Annotated in this window: 16 protein-coding genes; 4 read left to right on the top strand and 12 right to left on the bottom strand. The window is 63.5% G+C overall.

Features of this window, described 5'->3' with window-relative positions; genetic code table 11:
* The coding region (locus NKI01_RS28425; protein WP_352965431.1) for a hypothetical protein at positions 1 to 291 on the top strand (291 nt) is incomplete at its 5' end.
* A 33-nt stretch (positions 292 to 324) separates the two neighbouring features.
* Positions 325 to 1,401, top strand: a complete 1,077-nt coding sequence (locus tag NKI01_RS28420; RefSeq protein ID WP_352588896.1) for a D-alanine--D-alanine ligase family protein — start codon at positions 325 to 327, stop codon at positions 1,399 to 1,401.
* A 56-nt stretch (positions 1,402 to 1,457) separates the two neighbouring features.
* On the opposite strand, the gene NKI01_RS28415 is transcribed toward NKI01_RS28420, so the two are convergent.
* The 5 genes from NKI01_RS28415 to NKI01_RS28395 form a co-directional block, all read right to left on the bottom strand.
* Positions 1,458 to 2,243: an SDR family oxidoreductase gene (locus NKI01_RS28415; protein ID WP_352484100.1), complete on the bottom strand. Its 786-nt coding sequence runs from the start codon at positions 2,241 to 2,243 to the stop codon at positions 1,458 to 1,460.
* An 8-nt stretch (positions 2,244 to 2,251) separates the two neighbouring features.
* Complete coding sequence (locus NKI01_RS28410) at positions 2,252 to 3,016, bottom strand: SDR family oxidoreductase (protein ID WP_352484099.1); 765 nt, start codon at positions 3,014 to 3,016, stop codon at positions 2,252 to 2,254.
* A 126-nt stretch (positions 3,017 to 3,142) separates the two neighbouring features.
* Entirely contained in the window at positions 3,143 to 4,651 is a 1,509-nt protein-coding gene (locus NKI01_RS28405) for a sugar ABC transporter ATP-binding protein (protein ID WP_023716792.1), read from the bottom strand.
* A 33-nt stretch (positions 4,652 to 4,684) separates the two neighbouring features.
* Entirely contained in the window at positions 4,685 to 5,623 is a 939-nt protein-coding gene (locus tag NKI01_RS28400) for a sugar ABC transporter substrate-binding protein (RefSeq protein ID WP_352484098.1), read from the bottom strand.
* Between the two features lie 149 nt (positions 5,624 to 5,772).
* Positions 5,773 to 6,756 (bottom strand): ABC transporter permease, encoded by a 984-nt coding sequence (locus NKI01_RS28395; RefSeq protein ID WP_502899484.1) that lies wholly within the window; start codon positions 6,754 to 6,756, stop codon positions 5,773 to 5,775.
* 292 nt (positions 6,757 to 7,048) lie between these two features.
* Here NKI01_RS28395 and NKI01_RS28390 point away from each other — a divergent pair, with 292 nt between their 5' ends.
* Positions 7,049 to 8,011 carry a sugar-binding transcriptional regulator gene (locus NKI01_RS28390; protein ID WP_031193335.1) on the top strand — a complete coding sequence of 321 codons (963 nt, stop codon included), beginning with the start codon at positions 7,049 to 7,051 and terminating at the stop codon, positions 8,009 to 8,011.
* On the opposite strand, the gene NKI01_RS28385 is transcribed toward NKI01_RS28390, so the two are convergent.
* The 7 genes from NKI01_RS28385 to NKI01_RS28355 form a co-directional block, all read right to left on the bottom strand.
* Positions 8,001 to 9,500, bottom strand: a complete 1,500-nt coding sequence (locus tag NKI01_RS28385) for a xylulokinase (RefSeq protein WP_023716796.1) — start codon at positions 9,498 to 9,500, stop codon at positions 8,001 to 8,003. The genes NKI01_RS28390 and NKI01_RS28385 overlap by 11 nt on opposite strands.
* 20 nt (positions 9,501 to 9,520) lie before the next feature.
* A complete protein-coding gene (locus NKI01_RS28380; RefSeq protein ID WP_023716797.1) occupies positions 9,521 to 10,843 on the bottom strand; it encodes an NAD(P)H-dependent oxidoreductase in 1,323 nt (440 codons plus the stop codon).
* A gap of 225 nt (positions 10,844 to 11,068) precedes the next feature.
* Entirely contained in the window at positions 11,069 to 12,175 is a 1,107-nt protein-coding gene (locus NKI01_RS28375; protein WP_352548714.1) for a mandelate racemase/muconate lactonizing enzyme family protein, read from the bottom strand.
* Positions 12,176 to 12,225: 50 nt separating this feature from the next.
* Positions 12,226 to 12,963 carry a GntR family transcriptional regulator gene (locus NKI01_RS28370; RefSeq protein WP_352965429.1) on the bottom strand — a complete coding sequence of 246 codons (738 nt, stop codon included), beginning with the start codon at positions 12,961 to 12,963 and terminating at the stop codon, positions 12,226 to 12,228.
* Between the two features lie 256 nt (positions 12,964 to 13,219).
* Positions 13,220 to 14,374 carry an efflux RND transporter periplasmic adaptor subunit gene (locus tag NKI01_RS28365; RefSeq protein WP_023716800.1) on the bottom strand — a complete coding sequence of 385 codons (1,155 nt, stop codon included), beginning with the start codon at positions 14,372 to 14,374 and terminating at the stop codon, positions 13,220 to 13,222.
* Positions 14,375 to 14,390: 16 nt separating this feature from the next.
* Positions 14,391 to 17,570: an efflux RND transporter permease subunit gene (locus tag NKI01_RS28360; protein ID WP_352965427.1), complete on the bottom strand. Its 3,180-nt coding sequence runs from the start codon at positions 17,568 to 17,570 to the stop codon at positions 14,391 to 14,393.
* Positions 17,564 to 17,839: a hypothetical protein gene (locus NKI01_RS28355; protein WP_023716802.1), complete on the bottom strand. Its 276-nt coding sequence runs from the start codon at positions 17,837 to 17,839 to the stop codon at positions 17,564 to 17,566. The genes NKI01_RS28360 and NKI01_RS28355 overlap by 7 nt, the downstream gene beginning before the upstream one ends.
* Before the next feature lie 252 nt (positions 17,840 to 18,091).
* Here NKI01_RS28355 and NKI01_RS28350 point away from each other — a divergent pair, with 252 nt between their 5' ends.
* Positions 18,092 to 18,673, top strand: coding sequence for a TetR/AcrR family transcriptional regulator (locus tag NKI01_RS28350; RefSeq protein WP_023716803.1), 582 nt, complete (start codon positions 18,092 to 18,094; stop codon positions 18,671 to 18,673).
* Positions 18,674 to 19,145 lie beyond the last annotated feature (472 nt).

Below are 19,145 nucleotides of genomic sequence, written 5' to 3'. Positions count from 1 at the left end.
GTCCAGAAGTTCCTTCTCAATAGCCATGCGATGATTCTCTCCTTTCCATCATCATGGCCTCGCGCACAGAATTCCCGACAGTCCCTTATATATACCAACGTTCACGTCGCGCAACGAATAACGCTGCGCCAATTTCACGGCCGTCTTTTTACATGGACCGTAGATCGGCTCGAAAAAAAGCCAAGGTTGCCAGTCATCGGGTACCAGCCGCGACGACAGGACATCGACACAATGCAGCAGACCAAAGCGCCTTACTTCAGCGCCAACCGCGGTATTGCCGTCGGCTTCTGACCCTTTCAACACCAGATCATCTCCGAGGCTTTCATGACCTCTTCCTTAAACAGACTGCGCATTGCCGTGCTCTTTGGCGGACGTTCCGCCGAACATGACGTTTCGGTGCTTTCCGCAACCAATGTCATGCGTGCGCTGCTGCCTGCCAAATACGATGCCGTCCCAATCTTCGTCACGCGCGAGGGACGGTGGCGGCTGAGCAGCTTTCAGGATGGTAAGCTCGCGAAACCTGCAGGCGGCACGGAAGTTTGCCTGCTTCCGGGTGGGCGCGGACGGATGATGGCGATCCCGGCCGACGGCACGCCCTATGATCTGCCAACGATCGACATCCTGTTTCCCATCCTGCACGGCCCCCATGGCGAAGACGGCTCGGTACAGGGGGTGGCCGAGGTGGCTCTGGTGCCGCTTGCCGGCTGCGGCATCCTGGGTTCAGCAACCGCGCTGGACAAGGATGTCACCAAGCGGCTCCTGAAAGCGGCGGGTCTGCCAATCGCGCGCTCAGTGACGGTCCATGAAGGTGCGGCGCCCGCCCTCGCCACACTCGAAGGCGAACTCGGCCTGCCGTTCTTCATCAAACCGGCGCGTCAGGGATCGTCTGTCGGGGTCAGAAAGGTCAATGCCAGCCAGGAATTCGATGGGGCGCTTGCTGAAGCCTTCCAGCACGATTGCAAGCTGTTGGCCGAGGAATTCGTTCATGGGCGCGAGATCGAATGTAGCGTGTTGGAGGACCCGGCAGGCGACCTGTTCGTCTCGCGGCCAGGCGAGATCGTGCCGGCGGAAAGCCACGGTTTCTACAGCTACGATGCCAAATACATCGACGAGAACGGCGCGGCGCTAAAAGTGCCGGCCGAACTGCCGCCCGAGGTCGAGGCAAGCATGCGGGATGTGGCTGCAAGGGCTTTCAGAGCCGTCGGCTGTGACGGGATGGCGCGCATCGACTTTTTCCTGACACCGGACATGCAGTTCTTGGTCAATGAAATCAACACCATCCCCGGCTTCACCGATATCAGCATGTACTCCAAGGCAATGGCGGCAAGCGGCGTCAGCTATTCCGAAATCATCGACCGGCTCGTGGAACATGGATTGGCGCGGGCCGGCCGAGCAGCCTGAATGCAGCGAAGCGGCTTTCAGATCCCGGCGGATGGAACGTTGGCCTGTGTCGTATCTTACGACATGATCAGGCCGCCATCGACATTGATGGTCTGCCCGGTGATATAGGCCGCATCGTCGCTGGCGAGAAAGCTGACCAGGCCGGAGACGTCCTCGCCGCTGCCGGCGCGGCCCATCGGGATGTTCTCCACCCATTCGGCCATCAGCTCGCCGGGCTTATAGTCGCCCATCAACTTGCCCCATGCGGCATCGTTATAGGCCCACATATCGGTGTCGATGATGCCGGGGCAGATCGCGTTGACGGTGATCTTCTCCTTCGCCACTTCCTTGGCGAGGCTCTGGGTGATGCCGACGACGCCGAATTTCGAGGCCGCATAATGCGGCGTGTAGATAAAGCCCTGCCGCGCCTGGCCGGATGCGGTGTTGATCAGCCGGCCGCCATCGCCATGCTTGCGGATGCGCGCGATCGCCTCCTGGCAGCACAGGAACACGCCCTTGGTGTTGACCGCCATCACCTTGTCCCATTCTGCCTCGGTCATCGCCTCGATCCTGGCGATGGTGATGACACCGGCATTCTGCACTGAGATGTCGACGCGGCCGAATTGTTGCTCGGCCAGGTCGTAAAGCGCGACGACCTCTTCCTTTTTGGTCACGTCCATGCGCATCCACGCAACCTTGGCGCCCGCAGTCTTCAGATCGGCGGCAACCTCTTCAACGCGCGCGTCGATGGCGCTGACGACGACCGCAGCACCTTCCACGGCGAAGCGCCTGGCCATTGCCGCGCCAATGCCGCCGCTCGCGCCGGTGATGACCGCCGTTTTTCCCTGGAATCGCTTCTGCATTTTTTCTCCTACCAGCAGACGAAGCCGCCATCGACGATCAGGTCGATGCCGGTGACGAAACTCGCGGCGCGGCTGGCCAGGAACACGGTCGGGCCGACCATCTCTTCCGGCGCCGCCATGCGGCCCATCGGCGTGTCGCGCTCGAAGATCCTGACCTGGTCGGCGACCTCCGGTCGCTTGTTCATCGGGGTCAGCGTATAGCCGGGGCTGACGACGTTGACGCGTAGACCGCGATCGGCCCATTCCATGGCGAGGCTCTTCGACATGTGGATGACCGCGGCCTTCGACGAGTTGTAATGCGCCTGGGTCAGGCCGCGGTTGACAATCGAGCCCGACATCGAGGCGATGTTGATGATCGAGCCCTTGCGCCGCGTCAGCATGGCACGGGCCTCGGCCTGGCAGGACAGGAACACGCCGCTGACATTGACGTCATAGAGCTTCTGCCACTTTTCCAGCGACAGCGTCTCTGCCGGCTCAGCTCCGGCGACGCCGGCATTGTTGACTGCGATGGTCAACGCGCCGAGTTCCTGCTCCGTACGCTCGATCGCGGCCGCGAGATCGGCCTCTGAAGTCACCGTGCCGGTCAGCACCAGTGCCTTGCGGCCGCGTGCTGTGATCTGGTGTGCGGTCTCCTCCAGCCCGCCTTTGGAGGCGTGGCCGAAGCAGGCTATGTCGGCGCCGGCCTCGGCCAGGCCGATGGCGATTGCTTGCCCGATGCCGCTGCCGGCGCCTGTCACAAGTGCCACGTCACCATGAAGTTCGAATAGTTTCATCGTCGGTCCCTCTCCTCCAATCGCCGTCCTCCGGAAATAAAGGGGCGCCAACTCTGTTGCTGGCGCCCCGCGCGGTCTGGTGCTTGGGAGGATACCACCTGCTGCGCTTTGTTTCGATGGGCTGTCCTAGCTCGTGGCGAGTTCCATGACGGCGACATTGCTCGCATCACTGCGGTCGAGAATGCCGCGCTGACGGCCGCGGCTCAGCACGAGCACGCGATGCGACAGGCCGAGCACTTCCTCGAGGTCGGAACTCACCACCACCACCGCCATGCCGGAACGGGCAAGGTCGGCGATGACATCGTAGATCGCGGCGCGGGCACCAACGTCGATGCCGCGCGTCGGCTCGTCCAGGATAAACACCTTGGGCGGGCGCGACACCCATTTGGCAATGATCACCTTCTGCTGGTTGCCGCCTGAAAGCTTGCTGACCGCCTGGTTCGGCCGGCCTTTGACGCCGAGCCGGCGAATACCGGCCTCGGCGAATTTCTGCACCGCCTTCGGGAACACCCAGCCATTCGGCGCGACATGGTCGAAATTGCCGATCGCCAGATTCTCGCCGATCGTCTGGTCGAGCACCACGCCTTGCGCCTTGCGGTCTTCCGGCACCAGCACGACGCCGGCCTTGATCGCCGCCGCCGGCCCATTGAGATGCACCGGCTTGCCGGCGACGCGCACCGAGCCCGATGAGATCGGATCGGCACCGGCGATCGCCCGCACCAGCTCCGTGCGGCCGGCACCGATCAGGCCGGCAATGCCGAGGATTTCGCCGGCCCGCACCGAAAAGCTGACATTTTGGAAACTGCGTTCCGGCGAGGACAGGTTCTCGACCTCGAGCAGCGTGTCGTTGCGGGGCGCCGACAAAGTCGGGAACATCCGCTCGACGCTGCGGCCGACCATCTGCTCGACAACGGTGCGCACCGGAATGTCGGCGCGCTCGTGCCGCGCGACGATGCGCCCGTCGCGCATCACCACCACACGGTCGGCGATTTGGGCGATTTCGTCCAGCCGGTGGCTGATATAGATGAAGGACATGCCTTCCGCCTTGAGCTTGCGGATTTGCTGGAACAGGAGCTCCGTTTCCTCGCCGCCAAGGGCGGCCGTCGGTTCATCGAAGATCAGCAGCTCGGCATTGAGCGTCAGCGCCTTGGCAATCTCGACCTGCTGCTGGGCGGCGATACGCAGCGTGCGCACCTTGCGCTCGGGCGAGACATCGAGCCCGAGGCGCTTCAACTGGGCTGATGCCCGTGCATTCATTGCCGCGCGGTCGATGCGGCCGCCGCGCATCGGCAGGCGCCCGACATAGACGTTTTCGGCGACCGACAGATCCGGCAGCAGCTTCAGCTCCTGGTGGATCATGCCGATGCCGGCGTCGATCGCCGCGGCAGGATTGGCGGGGGAATAAGCGTTCCCCCGCCAGGTGATGGTGCCGGCATCGGGCTTGGTCGACCCGGCGATGATGTTCGAGACGGTGGACTTGCCGGCGCCGTTTTCGCCAAGCAGCGCCACGACCTCGCCCGGCCGCACCTCGAAGCTCGCATCGGCCAGGACCTGCACCGGTCCGTAGCTTTTGCAGAGGCCGCTGACGACGAGACCCAGATTGGGGCTGTGCGTGTGGCGAGGTTCGGTGGACATTGTTGCGCTCGTCGACTGCCGGACTGGTCTAAATCAGGGATGCTTGGCGATGAACTGCTCGACATTGTCCTTGGTGGTCAGCGTCGCATCCTGCAGCTGTTCTGCGGGAATGGTCTCGCCGGCCACCAGCTTGATTGCCGCATCGACGGCAAGCCGGCCCATGCCCTGGGTCTGCTGCGTCGCCGTCACGTCGAAGACGCCGTCCTTCAGCGCCTTGAGCGCCGCCACGTCGCCGTCGAAGCCGGCAACCCAGACCTTGTGGCCGGGATTGGCGACCTTGACCGCCTGCGCCGCACCGAGCGCCAGCGCATCGGCCTGGCCGATGACGATCGACACGTCGGGATGCGACTGCAACAGATCCTGCGTCAGCTTGAAACCTTCGTCCTGGTGCCAGCCTTCGCTCCACAATTCGCCGACGACCTTGATGTCGGGATAGCCCTTCAGCGCTTCGCCGCAGCCCTTCGAGCGATCGACCTCGGGCGTCGTACCCTTCTGGCCGTGGATGATGATCAGCTCGCCCTTGCCGCCGGCCTGCTTGGCGATGTAGTCGCAAACCGCTTTCGCCGATGCCACGCTATTGGTGGCGATGAAGGTGTCGCCGGGCGCGCCGTCGGCGTTGCGGTCGACATTGATGACTGGGATGCTGGCAGCCTTGGCCGTCTTGGTCGGCACGGTGGCGGCGGTGGCGCCGGCCGGAATGTAGATCAGCGCATCGATATTCTGCGTGATCAGATCCTGCACCTGGCTGACCTGGGTCGCCGAATCGCCCTTGGCGTCGACGGTGACGACCTCGATGCCCTTTTCCTTGCCGTAGGCTTCGACGGACTGCTTGATCTGGTTGAAGAAGTCGGCCTGCAGATTGGCGACGGCGAGGCCGAGCTTCTTGGCTTCCTTGGCCGAGGCCATGTCGGACAGGCTAAGCAGCGGGATGATGGCCGCGGCGGCAAGCAGCAATGAACGTTTAGTCAGCATGTTATTCCTCCGTTGATGTTCAATCTGTCCTGCCCGCGCATCGCGGCGCCCCGTGGCCGAACAACTCCCAGTTTCGGATCACCGATCCGTTTTCGCCCGAATATCCGGGTGAATCTCATTGAGCCCAATTCTTCATTGTGCCCCATTTTTCATTGTGCTCTGCGCCGCCAGGTGTCGGTGGCCACCGCCAGCGCGATCACCACGCCGATAACCACTTGCTGGATGAAGGGCGAGACACCGAGCAGGTTCAGCCCGTTGCGCAGCACGCCGATGATGAGGACGCCGATGGCGGTGCCGCCGATCGAACCGACGCCGCCCGACAGGCTGGCGCCGCCGATAACCACCGCCGCGATGGTGTCGAGCTCGTAGCCAAGGCCGGAGCTCGGCTGGACGGAATCGAGCCGGGCGGCAAGCACGATGCCGGCGAGACCGGCCAGCACGGCGCAGATCGTATAGACCCAGTTTGTCAGCGACCTGACCGGTATGCCGGACAGCCGGGCGACTTCGGCGCTGCCGCCGATTGCGTAGAGGCTGCGGCCGGTGGCGCGATAATTCAGGAACATCGCGAAAATGACGGCAAGCACGATCATCAGCCCGACGGTGACCGACAGGAAGCCGAAATGGCGGATGATCGACAGGCTGGTGAACCAGTCGGGAAAGCCGACGATCTGCGAGCCGTCGGTGATCATATTGGCGAGACCGCGCGCCACCGACATCATGGCCAGCGTGGCGATGAAGGGCGGCAGCTTGGTGACCGTCACCAGCAGGCCCGAAACCAGCCCGCAAAGGCCGGCGACGACGAGGGCTGCGGCGATGCCGGCCGGCAGGCCGAGATTGAGATAGTCCGGATGGGCGACGAAGCCCATCACCATGGAAGCCAGCGCCAGCACCGAGCCAACGGACAGGTCGATGCCGCCGATCAGGATGACCAGCGTCATGCCGATCGCCATGATGCCGAGTACGGTAACCTGGTCGAGCACGTTGAGGATGTTGCGGATGGTCAGGAACGTATCGGTGGTCAGCGAGAGCGCCAGGCACAGCAGGACCAGCCCGATCAGCGGGCCCATGGTTCCGGCAAAGACAGCCGAAAACTTTGCGCCCGTCGTGGCCTGCGTACCAGAGCCTGCTTTCAACTCGCTTGCGTCGTTGCTCACAGCCACTTCGTCTCCTCCACAGCAATCCGGCGCTGCATCACCGGGCCACTTTGTTCACCAGGCCCCTCCATGTGAACAATTTATCTTTAACATGCAATTTTGTTCAGCTAAACTGTTCGTCGGAAAATTGTCAAGGCCTGCCGTTTCATTCGACGACGGTTTGCGCTGTCCGCCGGTTTGCCTTACGCAAGGTCTCGGAAATCTTGGGCATTTCGAAGTCGCCGGATTGGAATATCATGAGCAGAGCCGGCGGCTGCGGCAAGGCAAACAGATGACGATCGTAGAGAACGAAAGAGCCTCGCGCTTTCCCGACGCCGAACTCAAGGCCCGCGCCGCCTGGCACTATTATGTCGAGGGTCTTACACAGGAGCGGATTTCCGAAATTCTTGGCGTCGGCCGCATCAAGGTACATCGCATTCTCTCAGCCGCCCGCGAAGAGGGTGTCGTCCAGTTTCGCATCCGCGACAGCGTCGTCGAATGCGTGGTTTTGGAGGAAAGCCTCAAGCAGAGGTTCGGGCTCAGCCAGGCTGTTGTGGTGCCGTCGGCTGCCGACCGAAGCAACGCACCGCTGATGATCGGCCACGCCGCCGCCGCCTATCTGGCCGACCATGTGAATGCCGGCGATGTCATTGCGCTGGGCTGGGGGCGGACGCTGAAATTCGCCATCAATGAGTTGCCAAGGCGGCCTATCGCCAGGACCACGGTGGTTTCGATGCTTGGCGGCCTGACCCATGCACAGCCGCTCAACCCGACAGAAAGCGCCTGGGATTTCGCCGAGAAGATCGGTGCGGAGTGCTTCCTGCTGCCGGTGCCGGTCTATGCCGACCGGCCGGAACAGCGCGACGCGTTCATGAGCCAGCGCAGCGTTCAGGACGTTGTCTTCCGTGCACGCCGGGCAAACATTGCCGTGCTCAGCGTCGGCTCGTTTTCCAACGACAGCCCGATCGCCAATTACGGCTTCATCAAGCCAAGCGAACTCGAGGAACTGCAGGCGGCCGGCGCCGTCGGCGATATTCTGTGTCATTTCATCGACGCCGAGGGCCGCCCGGTCGACCACGAGGTGAACCGCCGCGTCTGTGCCTATCCGCTGCAGGATCTGTCGGATATCCCGAGCATCATCCTGGTGTCGGGAGGGCAGGAAAAGATTGCCATCATGCGGGCAGCACTCGCCAACACCAAGGTATCGGTTCTGATCACCGACGAGGATGCGGCAAAGGGGCTGCTCAACCGCTAGTCGCGTTGAGAGCACTCAGCCGCACGTGGATATCGCGCGTCGCTTGATAGAGATCGCGGTAGATTGCCTTGCGGCCGCGATAGCCGGCAACAAGTCCATCGACCGGGTCGACATGCATGGTGGGAGCGGCAGCCATTGCCTTTGCGGCGGCTTCCGGCGAGGCAAACCAGCCGACCGCGGCGGCCGCCAGCATGGCGGCGCCGAGTGCGGCGGCTTCGTTGACCGGCGAAACCGAGATCGGCCGCTCGAGCACGCTTGCCATGATCTGCATGAGGAGTACGCAATTGGTGCCGCCGCCGGCGGCAATCATCGCCGCCTGTCCGCCGGCCTGGGCTTCCATGGCCTCGGTGGCAACGGCCTGCTCGAAGGCGATGCCTTCCAGGACAGCGCGGAAAAGATGCTCCGGCCGGTGGTCGAGCGACAGGCCGACAATGGCGCCACGCGCGGCACCATCCCAATAGGGGCTCATGACGCCGGCCCAATAGGGCATGACGAGCAGGCCCTCGCTGCCAGCGGCAACCTCCAGCGCCGCTTTCTCCAGTGCTGCCGCCGACGGCGAACCGGTCGTGCGGACAATCCAATCGACCAGTTGCATGCCCGAACGCAGCACTGTCTCCAGCATGAAACCGGAACCGGTCGGCGAGACCAGCGTGCGAAAGGCGTCCGAGGTTTTCACCTTGCCGGAATAGCAGCCGCTGACCACGCCGGAGCCGAGCGAGAGATAGCTCTTGCCTTCGCCGTAGACGCCCATGCCGAGGCCCATCGCCTGGCCGTCCCCAGCGCCGGCAACGACCGGCGTGCCGGCCCTCAGGCCGGTCAGTTGCGCCGCGGTTGCGGAAAGCCCGCCGCAAATTGCGCCCGGCGCGACCAGGTCGGGCAATTGCTCCATCTGCAGTCCGGCGGCCGCAACGAGGCGGGGATGCCAGGTACCTCTCTCGACGTCGAGGAGCCCGAGCGGATCCGCACTTGCGGTGCTGGTGACCAATCGCCCGGTCAGCCGCTGGACGAAGAAACCGTGCACGTCGACCAGTGCCGCTGCCTGGTGAAGCACCTGAGGCTGGTGTTCGGCAAGCCAGGCGATGGCGTAGAGCGCCGGCGTCGGGTCCGGCGGCTTGCCGCTCCAGTCGCGGATCGCCTCGCGGCCGAGTTCGGCCGAAAGCCTGATAACCTGCGGCCGGGCGCGTTCGTCCAGCCACAGGATCGCCGGAATAAGTGGTTTGCCGGCGCTGTCGACCAGCGTGAAGGTCTCGCGCTGGTGGGCAATGGAGATCGCCGCCACGCGGAAAGCGCCGACCGCCTCAGTGACCTGCTTCAATGCGCCAAGCAGCGCCGTCCACCAATGTTCGGCGTCCTGCTCGAAATGGCTGGGCTTCGGATTTGAAAGCGGATAAGTCTCGCGCGCCTGGAACAGCTCCTCGCCGTCGCGGGTGAAGGCAATCGCCTTCACGGCCGTGGTCGAGGCGTCGATCCCGATTACGATATCGTCCATCAGGCGGAGATCCGGCGGGGTCAAGCCGCGTTGGTAGCGAACCGTCCGTCCGACTGATCGAGACGACGGCGGATCTGGGTTATCACCATCGAATCGTCGGGTACACAATTTTCATAGGTCAGGAAATCGCCGATCTTGAGCGGCTTGACCACCTTGGCCCGTTCGGCAAGGCCGAGCGGCAGCGCGCCCCGGGCGCGTGCATCTTCCCATGTCATGGCGAAGCCGCGATAGTCGTTCTCGCCGATCATGCCGAGCGACTGGCCGACGCCAAGATCGCTCTTGGCAACCGCCACCGCCTCGGCGACCGGACGGTCGAGCGGCTCCATGTCGGCCCGTTTGTAGACGACGGCGCGCGCCGCCGACAGCGGCACTTCCAGGCTGGTCAGATGATAGGGCCGGAAGATCGTGAAATAGGGGCCTTTGCCGACCTTGAGGTCGATCATACGCTCCAGCACGCGCGGATGCTGGGTCTCGATGATGCAGAACACGCCGGGCGCCACGCCCTTGCCGATCGAATAATCGACCACGCCCTTGCGATGCAGCACGCCGCCATCCTCGCGCGGGCAGAGCACGCTGGCGAGCTCCTCCAGCGTTGCGGTTGGGCCGTGCATGCCCGGCACGTCGGGCACCAGGCCGGTGGCATTGGCGATCGCCACCATTTCGATGGCCGTCTTCGAGCCGTCGACGAATTCGACCAGCATGCGCGCATTCATGTTGCGCTCGGCCGCTTCTTTCTCGTAATCGGCCGGCATGGCGTCGATCTTCAGCGGATTGTTCTTGCCCTTGCCGGCGGCGATGATGTTGAAGCCGAGGCTTTTGGCAAAGCCGATGATCTCCAGCGTGCAGGCCGGCTCGTCGCCGGCGGCACCGGTATAGACGACGCCGGCCTTGCGTGCCTCGTCCTTGAGGAAGCGGCCGATCGTGATGTCGGCCTCGACATTGAGCATGACGATGTGCTTGCCGTTCTTCATCACTTCCAGCGCGAACAGCGTGCCGATATTGGGATTGCCCGTCGCGTCGATGATGACGTCGATCCGGCCGGCCGCCGCCAGCGCGTGCAAATCTTCGGTCACCGCAATCTTGCCGGCCTCGATGGCGCGGTCGATCGCCGCCGCATTGCCGGCCTGGACGATGTCGGAACGGTCGTGGCCAGCGAGCAGCGCCGCGTCGATCGCTGCCTGCGGCCTGACCTCGGAAATAGCGCCGATCCGCATGCCCGGCATCAGTGCCACCTGCACGACGATGTCGGTGCCCATCTGACCGGCGCCGGCAAGCCCGATGGTGATCGGCCCCTGCTGTTCAGCGCGCTGCAGAAGTTCCGCTGCAAATTGCGGATGGGACATGTCGCTTCCTCCAGTTCTTGACGCGCCGCAGCGTCCAAATCAACGTTTTGAACATTCCTATTTCCAAATGAAAAATATTTCAACCTGCAATTGGGACATTCCCGCTCTGGAATGGCCGATCGCTTGGGGTCAGCTGCCGGTCAGGGCACGACCTCTGCAGGTAGCCGGACGGCGCCGACCGATGCGGGTTGCTCGACGTTGCCTTGAGGTGGCGCGGTCTCTACCTCAGCTGCCGATCTCGAAGAAGGGCGCGCCGAGCAGGTCGGGAACGACATCGATGCCAAGTCCCGGCCCGTCCGGAATGCCCATGCGGCTGCCCCAGACCGGCGGCATATTGGATGCGGTGCGCACCGTCACCCATTCATGGAAGGCGATGGCGTGCAGCCGGCGCTCCTCGGGCGTCGACAGCGACAGATGCGCCATGGCCGATGTGTCGATCTCGGCGCCGCCAGTGTCCTCGACGGTGATCATGAAGCCGAGATCGACGGCGAGGTCGCGGATTTGGCGCGTTTTGGTCACTCCTCCGAGCCGCGAGATCTTCAGCGTCAGCCCGTCGGCAGCGCCCTTGCGGTGGATGTCGAGCATGTCGTCCAGCGAGGCGACGGATTCGTCGAGCACCATCGGTTTGTCAAGCGAGCGGCGCACCGACATGCATTCGTCGATCGTCGTGCAGGGCTGTTCGAACGTGTAGTCGATGGTGCGCGTCGCATCCACGAACTGGCGTGCCTGGTAAGGCGTCCAGCCGGCATTGGCGTCGCAGAAGATGACGGTGCCCTTCGGCACCGCGGCGGCGACGGCTGTGACGCGTTCGATGTCGTCATGGACGTTGCCGCCGACCTTGACCTGCAGTCGATGAAAGCCGTCTTTGACGATGCGCTTGGCAAGTGCAGCCATCGCGTCGACCGTGCCATGGGTGACGACCTTGTAGAGTTCGGCCGTCTCGCTCTCGCGTCCGCCAAGCAACGTAACCAGCGGCACGTCGGCGGCGCGCGCCGCGAGATCCGAGCATGCCATGTCGAGCGCCGACTTGACGTAGGGATGGCCCTTGAACACCGTATCCATGAGCCTGTTGATCCCGGCAAGCCCGCGTGGGTCATGGCCCATGAGATGCGGCGCGATCTCGACGACGCCGGCGCGCGTGCCGGCGGCGAACGCCGGCGAGTAAAAATTGCCGAGCGGCGCCATCTCGCCCCAGCCGGTGAGCCCGCTATCTGCGGTGACGGCGACGATCACAGCGTCGAACGCATCGGCGACGCGCCCCTTCGACATCCGGTAAGGTCCGTCCACAAAGGGCTGCACGACATGGTAGGCTTTGATGGTTTTGATCTGCACGTCTTCTGTCCGTTGTCTGTGTTCCGGGATGACCGCCAAACTTGTCGGGCTCAGCCGCCTTTGGGCCGATTGCGCGTTAGGCCGGCACGATCCGCGCCGGCGCCCTTTGAGCCACGCTCTTCCAACTCGCGCGCATAGGCGAGCAGTTCCTCGAAATCCAAATCGATATGCTCCTTGGCGTGGCGCTGTGCAGCGCGCATGTCGCTGCCCTTGAGCAACTGCACATAGCTTTCGTGAGCGTCTTCGGCAGGCACCGGCTCGTTGCGCGCCCTCTGGTGCAGCGCAAAATACATCTGCAGCCGGCTGGCCAGCCGCTGCCAGGTTTCCAGCAACACCGAATTGTCGGCCCATTCGCGGATCAGGCCATGCAGTTGCAGCGCCGTTTCGATCTGTCGCGTCGTGTCCAGCTCGCGCGTCGCCTGCTTCACCGCCGCATGCCGCCGGTCTATCTCGTCGAAGAAGCGCTGGTCGCGAAGCGGCCAGGTCCGCTCGATGGCGAATTCGTCCAGCACCTTGTTGAGCGAATAGGCATCGTCGATGTCCTTGGCGGTCACCTCGATGACGAAGGTTCCGGCGTAGGGGATGCTGGTCAGGATGCCTTCCTGCACCAGTTCGCGCATCGCCTCGCGCAGCGGCGCACGGCTCACCCGCATCTGCTCGGAAATCCTAAGTTCGTTGAGCTTCTGCCCCGGTTCCAGCTGGCCGGTCAGGATCGCGCGCCGGAGCAGCGCCACGATCTCGGCCCGGCGTGTCGTATCCGCGATCGGACTGAAATCCAGCGTTGCCATCCGGCTGCTCCAGGAGACCAAAAGCAACACAGCAAATTGTCGACAATCTAACAAGAGGTAATTGCGGGTACAGGTTCTCCGCTGGCCAGCTGCTTGCGGCAGACGGGTACGTCACGGCGCGCTCTACTTGCGCCTTCATGGCTCCTGCCAAGGTCGAGTGTGCCGATGAGGCCGATCTTGCCGACCCTGCTCAGCAAAAACGGCGCCCTCGGCGTGGGAGCCGAAGGCGCCGCGGGACCGGACCTGATGGGGGTTATCAGGTGGCCGGTTTCTGGGGTAGCGGCGAGACCGGCATTCCCGGACCGATCTTCTGCAGATTGCCGGTGATCACCTGGTCGCCTTCGGCTACGCCGCTCAAGATGGCCACCTGATCGCCATTGGTCGGTCCGAGCGAAACGATGCGCTGGTCGACGGTGTTGTCCTTGCCGACGACATAGAGGTATTTGCCGAGCTGGCCTGAGCCGAGTGCCGTCTGCGGCACCATCAGCGCATCGGGCTGCTCTTTGACGTGCAGCCGGACGCGGACATACTGCCCGGGCAGCAGCGTGAATTTGCCGTTGCCGACCGTCGCCCGTGCCGTGATCGTGCCGGTCGAGCGATCGATTGTGTTGTCCATGAAGGTAAGATCGCCCTTCTGGCGCGGTTCGGTTTCACCGGGAAGCAGGACGTCGACACTGATCGGTCCCGCAGCCCGAGCTTCCTCGATCTGGGTCAGGTCCGTTTCGCTCGGATTGAAGGTGACGTAGATCGGATCGAGCTGCACCAGCGAGTTGAGCACCGTGCCGGCAACGCTGACCAGCGTTCCGACGGAAGCCTGGCTGCGTCCGATGCGTCCCGCGAATGGAGCACGGATTTCGGTATAGCTCAAATTGAGCTCGGCGGTCCGCAAGGCGGCCTGGTTCACGGCGAGCGAGGCCTGAGCCTCGCGCAAGGTGCTGGTGCGCTGGTCGAACACGTCCTTGGCGAGATAGCCGCTCTTGGCGAGCTCGCTGCCGCGCCCGAGATTGGAGCGCGCATAGTCGAGTGTTGCCGTGTCGCGCTGGATAAGCGCCTTCGCCTGCTCCAGGGCAGCCTGGAAATCCTCCGGGGCGATCTTGTAGAGAAGGTCGCCCTTTGCAACGTCGCCGCCGTCGGTGGCGACCTGCTCCTGCAGATAGCCCGGCACGCGCGCCTGCAGCGTAATGCTGCGGATCGGCTCTACCCGGGCGGCGTAGTCGAGATAGATCGGGATCGTCTTCTTGACGACGCTCACCACCGGCACCGGCATGACAAAGGCTTCCGGCTTGGGTGTCGCCGCCCCGGCCGTGCCGGCGTTGAGGCTGAGACTGCCCATGTCGAGCAAGTGAACGCTCGCTATCGAAATCGCCCCAAGGGCGACGGCCGTTCCCAGCGCGATTTTCCATTTACGCATGATCGATTCTCCAGTCCTATTCAGCCGCTTCGGCCAATGGCTCGAAGGCGGGTTCGGCGGTTGGTTGTTCAGTCGTTTCGGAGACCGGTTCGCTCTCGCTGCGGCGCTCGCGCAGCTGCTCGATCACCGCATAGAAGACCGGCACGAACACCAGCGACAGGATGGTCGCCGCGACCATGCCGCCAAAGACAGTGGTGCCGATCGACTGCCGGCTCGCGGCACCTGCACCTGTAGCGAACATCAGCGGCAGCACGCCGAGGATGAAGGCGAAGGCGGTCATCAGGATCGGCCGCAGCCGCAGCCGCGCCGCTTCCATCGCGGCGTCGACGATGCTGAGGCCTTCTTCGCGCCGGCGCCGGGCAAACTCGACGATCAGAATCGCGTTCTTGGCCGCCAGTCCGATCAGCATGACGAAGCCGATCTGCGAGTAGACGTCGATCTGCATGCGGCGCAGCCACAGCACGACGAACGCACCGAACAATGCGAGCGGCACCGCCAGCAGCACCATGAACGGCATCGCCCAGCTCTCATATTGCGCGGCAAGGATGAGGAAAACGAAGACGATGGCGAGGCCGAAGACGACGGATGCGATCGATCCCGCCTTGAGCTCCTGATAGGTGATGCCGGTCCATTCGTAGCCGAAATCTCTCGGCAACGCCGTGGCAGCGGCACGTTCCATTGCCGCCACCGCCTGGCCGGACGAAAAGCCGGGGGCGGCGCCGCCATTGATCAGGGCCGACGCATTGTTGTTGTAGTGCGGCACGGTCTCGGGGCCGACGATAGGCACAAGCTTGCCCAGCGTGCTCAGCGGCACCATGCCACCCGACGCATTGCGGACATAGAGCCGCGAAATGTCGGCCGGACCGGCTCGAGAGTCCTTGTCGGCCTGGATCGTCACCCGGAAGGTGCGGCCAAACAGGTTGAAGTCGTTCACATAAAGCGAGCCGAGATAGATCTGCAGCGTGTTGAAGACGTCCGGCAGGTTGAGCCCGAGCAGCTTTGCCTTGGCGCGATCGAGATCGTAGTTGAACTGCGGCGTCGAGGTCGAGAACGACGAGAACAATTGCTGTGGGTTGAGCTCCGGCTGCTTGCGCGCCTCGGCAATCACAGCTTGCGTCGCATCGTTGAGCGCCACGCTGCCGCGGCCGGTCAGATCCTCGACCTGGAACTCGAAGCCACCGGTGGTGCCGATGCCCGGGATCGAAGGCGGGTCGAAGCTCAGCGCAAAAGCCTCCGGAATTTGCAGCAGCTTGTTGCGCACGTCGGCGACGAGCTTCGAGGCGCTCTGGTCGGGGCCGCGTTCGTCCCATGGCTTCAGGATGGCGAATTCGACCGCCGAGTTCGACTGCGCGGCACTGGTCAGGAAGTTCAAGCCGCTGATCGAGCCGACAATGTCGACGCCGGGCGTGTTCTGCAGGATATCGCGTGCCTTTTGCGCCACTGCATCGGTGCGTTCCAGCGAGGCCCCGTCGGGGAGCTGGATAACGACGAAGAAGTAGCCCTGGTCTTCGACCGGAAGGAAGGTCGAGGGCAGGCGCTGCCAGACGAAGTAGGTCGCGACAAGTCCGGCCGCGAACAGGCCAAGCATGATCCAGCGCAGACGGATGAGAATGCGCACGCCATTCGCATACGCATGCGACAGCCGTTCGAAGCCCATGTTGAACCAGCGGAACAGCACGAACTGCGTTTCAGGCCGGTGGCGCAGGAACGCCGCGCTGAGCGCCGGAGTAAGCGTAAGCGAGACAAAGGCCGAGATGCCGAAGGAGATCGCGACCGTCAGGGCAAACTGGTTGTAGAGCCGGCCGGAAACGCCGGGGATGAAGGCAACCGGCACAAACACGGCCATCAGCACGGCGGTCGTGGCGATGATCGGTCCGGTGACCTCGGCCATCGCCGTACGCGTGGCAGCCAGCGGTTTGAGGCCGGCCTCGAGCTGGCGTTCGACATTCTCGACGACGACGATAGCGTCGTCGACGACGAGGCCGATCGCCAGCACCATGCCGAGCAGGCTGAGCATGTTCAGGGAGAAGCCGAACATGTACATGACGACTAATGTCGACACCAGCGACACCGGAATCGCGATCGTCGGGATGATCGTGGTGCGCCAGCTTTGCAGGAAGATGAACACCACCGCGACGACCAGGACCAGCGCCTCGCCGAGCGTGATCAGCACGTCATGCATAGACGCCGATACGAAACGTGTCGTATCGTAATGCATGGCATAGCTGACCCCCTTCGGGAAGCGGGCCGACAGCTCCTGCATCTTGTCCTTGACGCGCTGCTGCAGATCGAGCGCGTTGGAGCCCGGCATCTGGTAGACCGCGAGCACCACCGTCGGGTCCTTGCCGAAGAAGGCCGACGACGAATATTGCAGCGCGCCGAGCTCGATGCGCGCAACGTCGCGGAGCCGCACCAACGAGCCGTTGGCGGTATTGGCCCGCACGACGATGTCGCCGAACTCCTTGGGGTCGCTCAGCCTGCCGACGGCGTTGACCTGCATCTCGAAAGCGGTGCCGGCCGGAGCCGGCGATTGCCCGATCTTGCCGGCCGCCACCTGGACGTTCTGCTCGGCGACGGCGTTCTGCACGTCGACGGCGGTGATGCCGAGATTGGCGAGCTTGTCGGGATCGAGCCAAACGCGCATCGAATAGCGCCGCTCGCCGAAGATCTGCACGTCGCCGACGCCAGGCAGGCGCTTCAGCGGATCGACCACCTGCAGGTAGGCGAGATTGCTCAAAGTGACCGGGTTGACGGAGCCGTCCGGGGAGGTGAGGTCGACGATCAGGACGAAGTTCGGGTTCTGTTTCTTGATCGTCACGCCGCCCTGGTTGACGATGGCCGGCAACGAGGAAGCCGCCTGCGAAACGCGGTTCTGGACGTCGACGGCGGCGGTGCTCAGGGAATAGCCGACCTCGAAAGTGATGGTGATCGTCGAGGAGCCGTCATTGGAGCTCGACGACGACATATAGGTCATGCCCTGAACGCCGTTGATCTGCTGTTCGAGCGGCGTCGTCACCGTGTCGGCGACAACCTGCGCGCTGGCGCCCGGGTAGTGGGCGCTGACCACGACCTGGGGCGGCGTGATGTCGGGAAACTGCGAGACGGGCAGCAGAAAATAACAAATGCCCCCGGCGAGCACCATGATGATGGCGATCGCCGACGCAAAGATCGGACGATGAATGAAGAAGTTTACCATGAGATGCACGCCTCGCCCGATGCTCTGGCCCGGCCAAAGGCCCTGGCCACCCTGGACAGTCGCCGGCTGCGCGTTGAGCCGGAATCTTCGAGAAAGCCGAAATCTTGCAGCGGGCGACGCGGCGCGTTGCGGCGCTCGGCCTGCTCGTCCGCCAGCGCACGCAGCATCGCCTCGAAAGACCGCGGGTCGACGCGGTCGGCCTTCATCAGCATGCGGATCATCGGATCCTTCACGACTTCATCGATCGTCAGATCATTGCGCTGCGACATCGAAGCGGCTCCTGGTTTTTGGCGATCCGCGGCAGGCCGCGGATCGGGTGTTCTCTTGCTCGCCGGCCGAGGCCGTAAGGTGCGGTTCGTCCCCTTGCCGATTGGGCGGGGCTGATGGCCGGCACTTGCGAGTTTGACATGATGCAATGCGGGTGTTACAGGTAAGTAACATCTCTAACGTTACAGACCGGTAACACCCTAGTCAAGAGGTGCACCGAGGGAATTTCGGGAAACGCAATCACGGAGGTTTTGATGACAGACGGTGTTGTGGAGCGTGTTCGCCCCCGGGACAGGATCCTGGAGACGGCACGGGACATGTTTCACAAGCATGGCATTCGCGGCGTCGGCATCGACGCCATCACCGAGGCCGCCGGTACCAACAAGATGACGCTCTACCGGCATTTCGAGTCCAAGGACGACCTGATCATCGAATGTCTGCGGGCGACCGCCTGCAGCGCCAACGCGATGTGGGAAAAGTTCGAGGCCGAGAATCCGGGCGACAAACTGGCGCAACTGCACGCCTGGGTCCGGATGGCGGCCGATTGCCTGATGTCGGATCGTCGCGGTTGCGACATGGCCAACGCCGCCATCGAGCTGAGCGAGACCGATCATCCGGCAAGGCAAGTGATCAAGGAACTCAAGGAAGCGCAGCGCGAGCGGCTGGTCTCGCTGTGTCGCGATGCCGGCATCGGCCAGGCCGAACTTCTCGCCGACACGCTGTCGCTTCTGCTCGAGGGCGCCCGTGTCAGCCTGCAAAGCGTCGGCGCCGAAGGCCCGAGCGCGCAGTTCGTCCGCATGGCGGAAGGCCTGATCACTTCTTTCAGGGCCAGATAGTCTCGCAAGCGGCGAAACCATTGACAGCTCGTTGGTTACGAGCCGCGCCGCCGAGCGCTCTTTCGTCCCATTCGGATGTGTCGTCACCACACTTCTCCGTCTGCCGCCGCGCCATTCCTTGCGCGGCGTATTGCTTGTTGGTTGTGAGGGCAAGATAGGGCCGGCAGCGAATTGGTGAGAGTGACAAGTGTGACAGGATTCCGCCCGGAAATGCCGTGGCGATCTCAGCGAAGGCCCATCGATTCGCGGATCGGTACTCGTCCCGGTGATAGTCATGGCCCCAGCCTTGGCCGATACCTCAGAGCCGGAACGAAAAAAGCCCGCTGCCGGGAGGAGGTGGCAGCGGGCTTGATTTTCGAATGCGGTGCGGGAGGAGGTGCACCGAATTCAACGTCGGCATCGCATCTGGGAGGAGTAGATGGCCGACGCTTATGAACTTACTGGTTGCCCAATGATTCGGCAACCACAAAAG

The organism is Mesorhizobium sp. M0815 (assembly GCF_040319995.1).
Taxonomy (GTDB): domain Bacteria; phylum Pseudomonadota; class Alphaproteobacteria; order Rhizobiales; family Rhizobiaceae; genus Mesorhizobium.
Note: the sequence above shows the minus strand (reverse complement) of the source record. Positions and strands in the feature narration are given on the sequence as shown.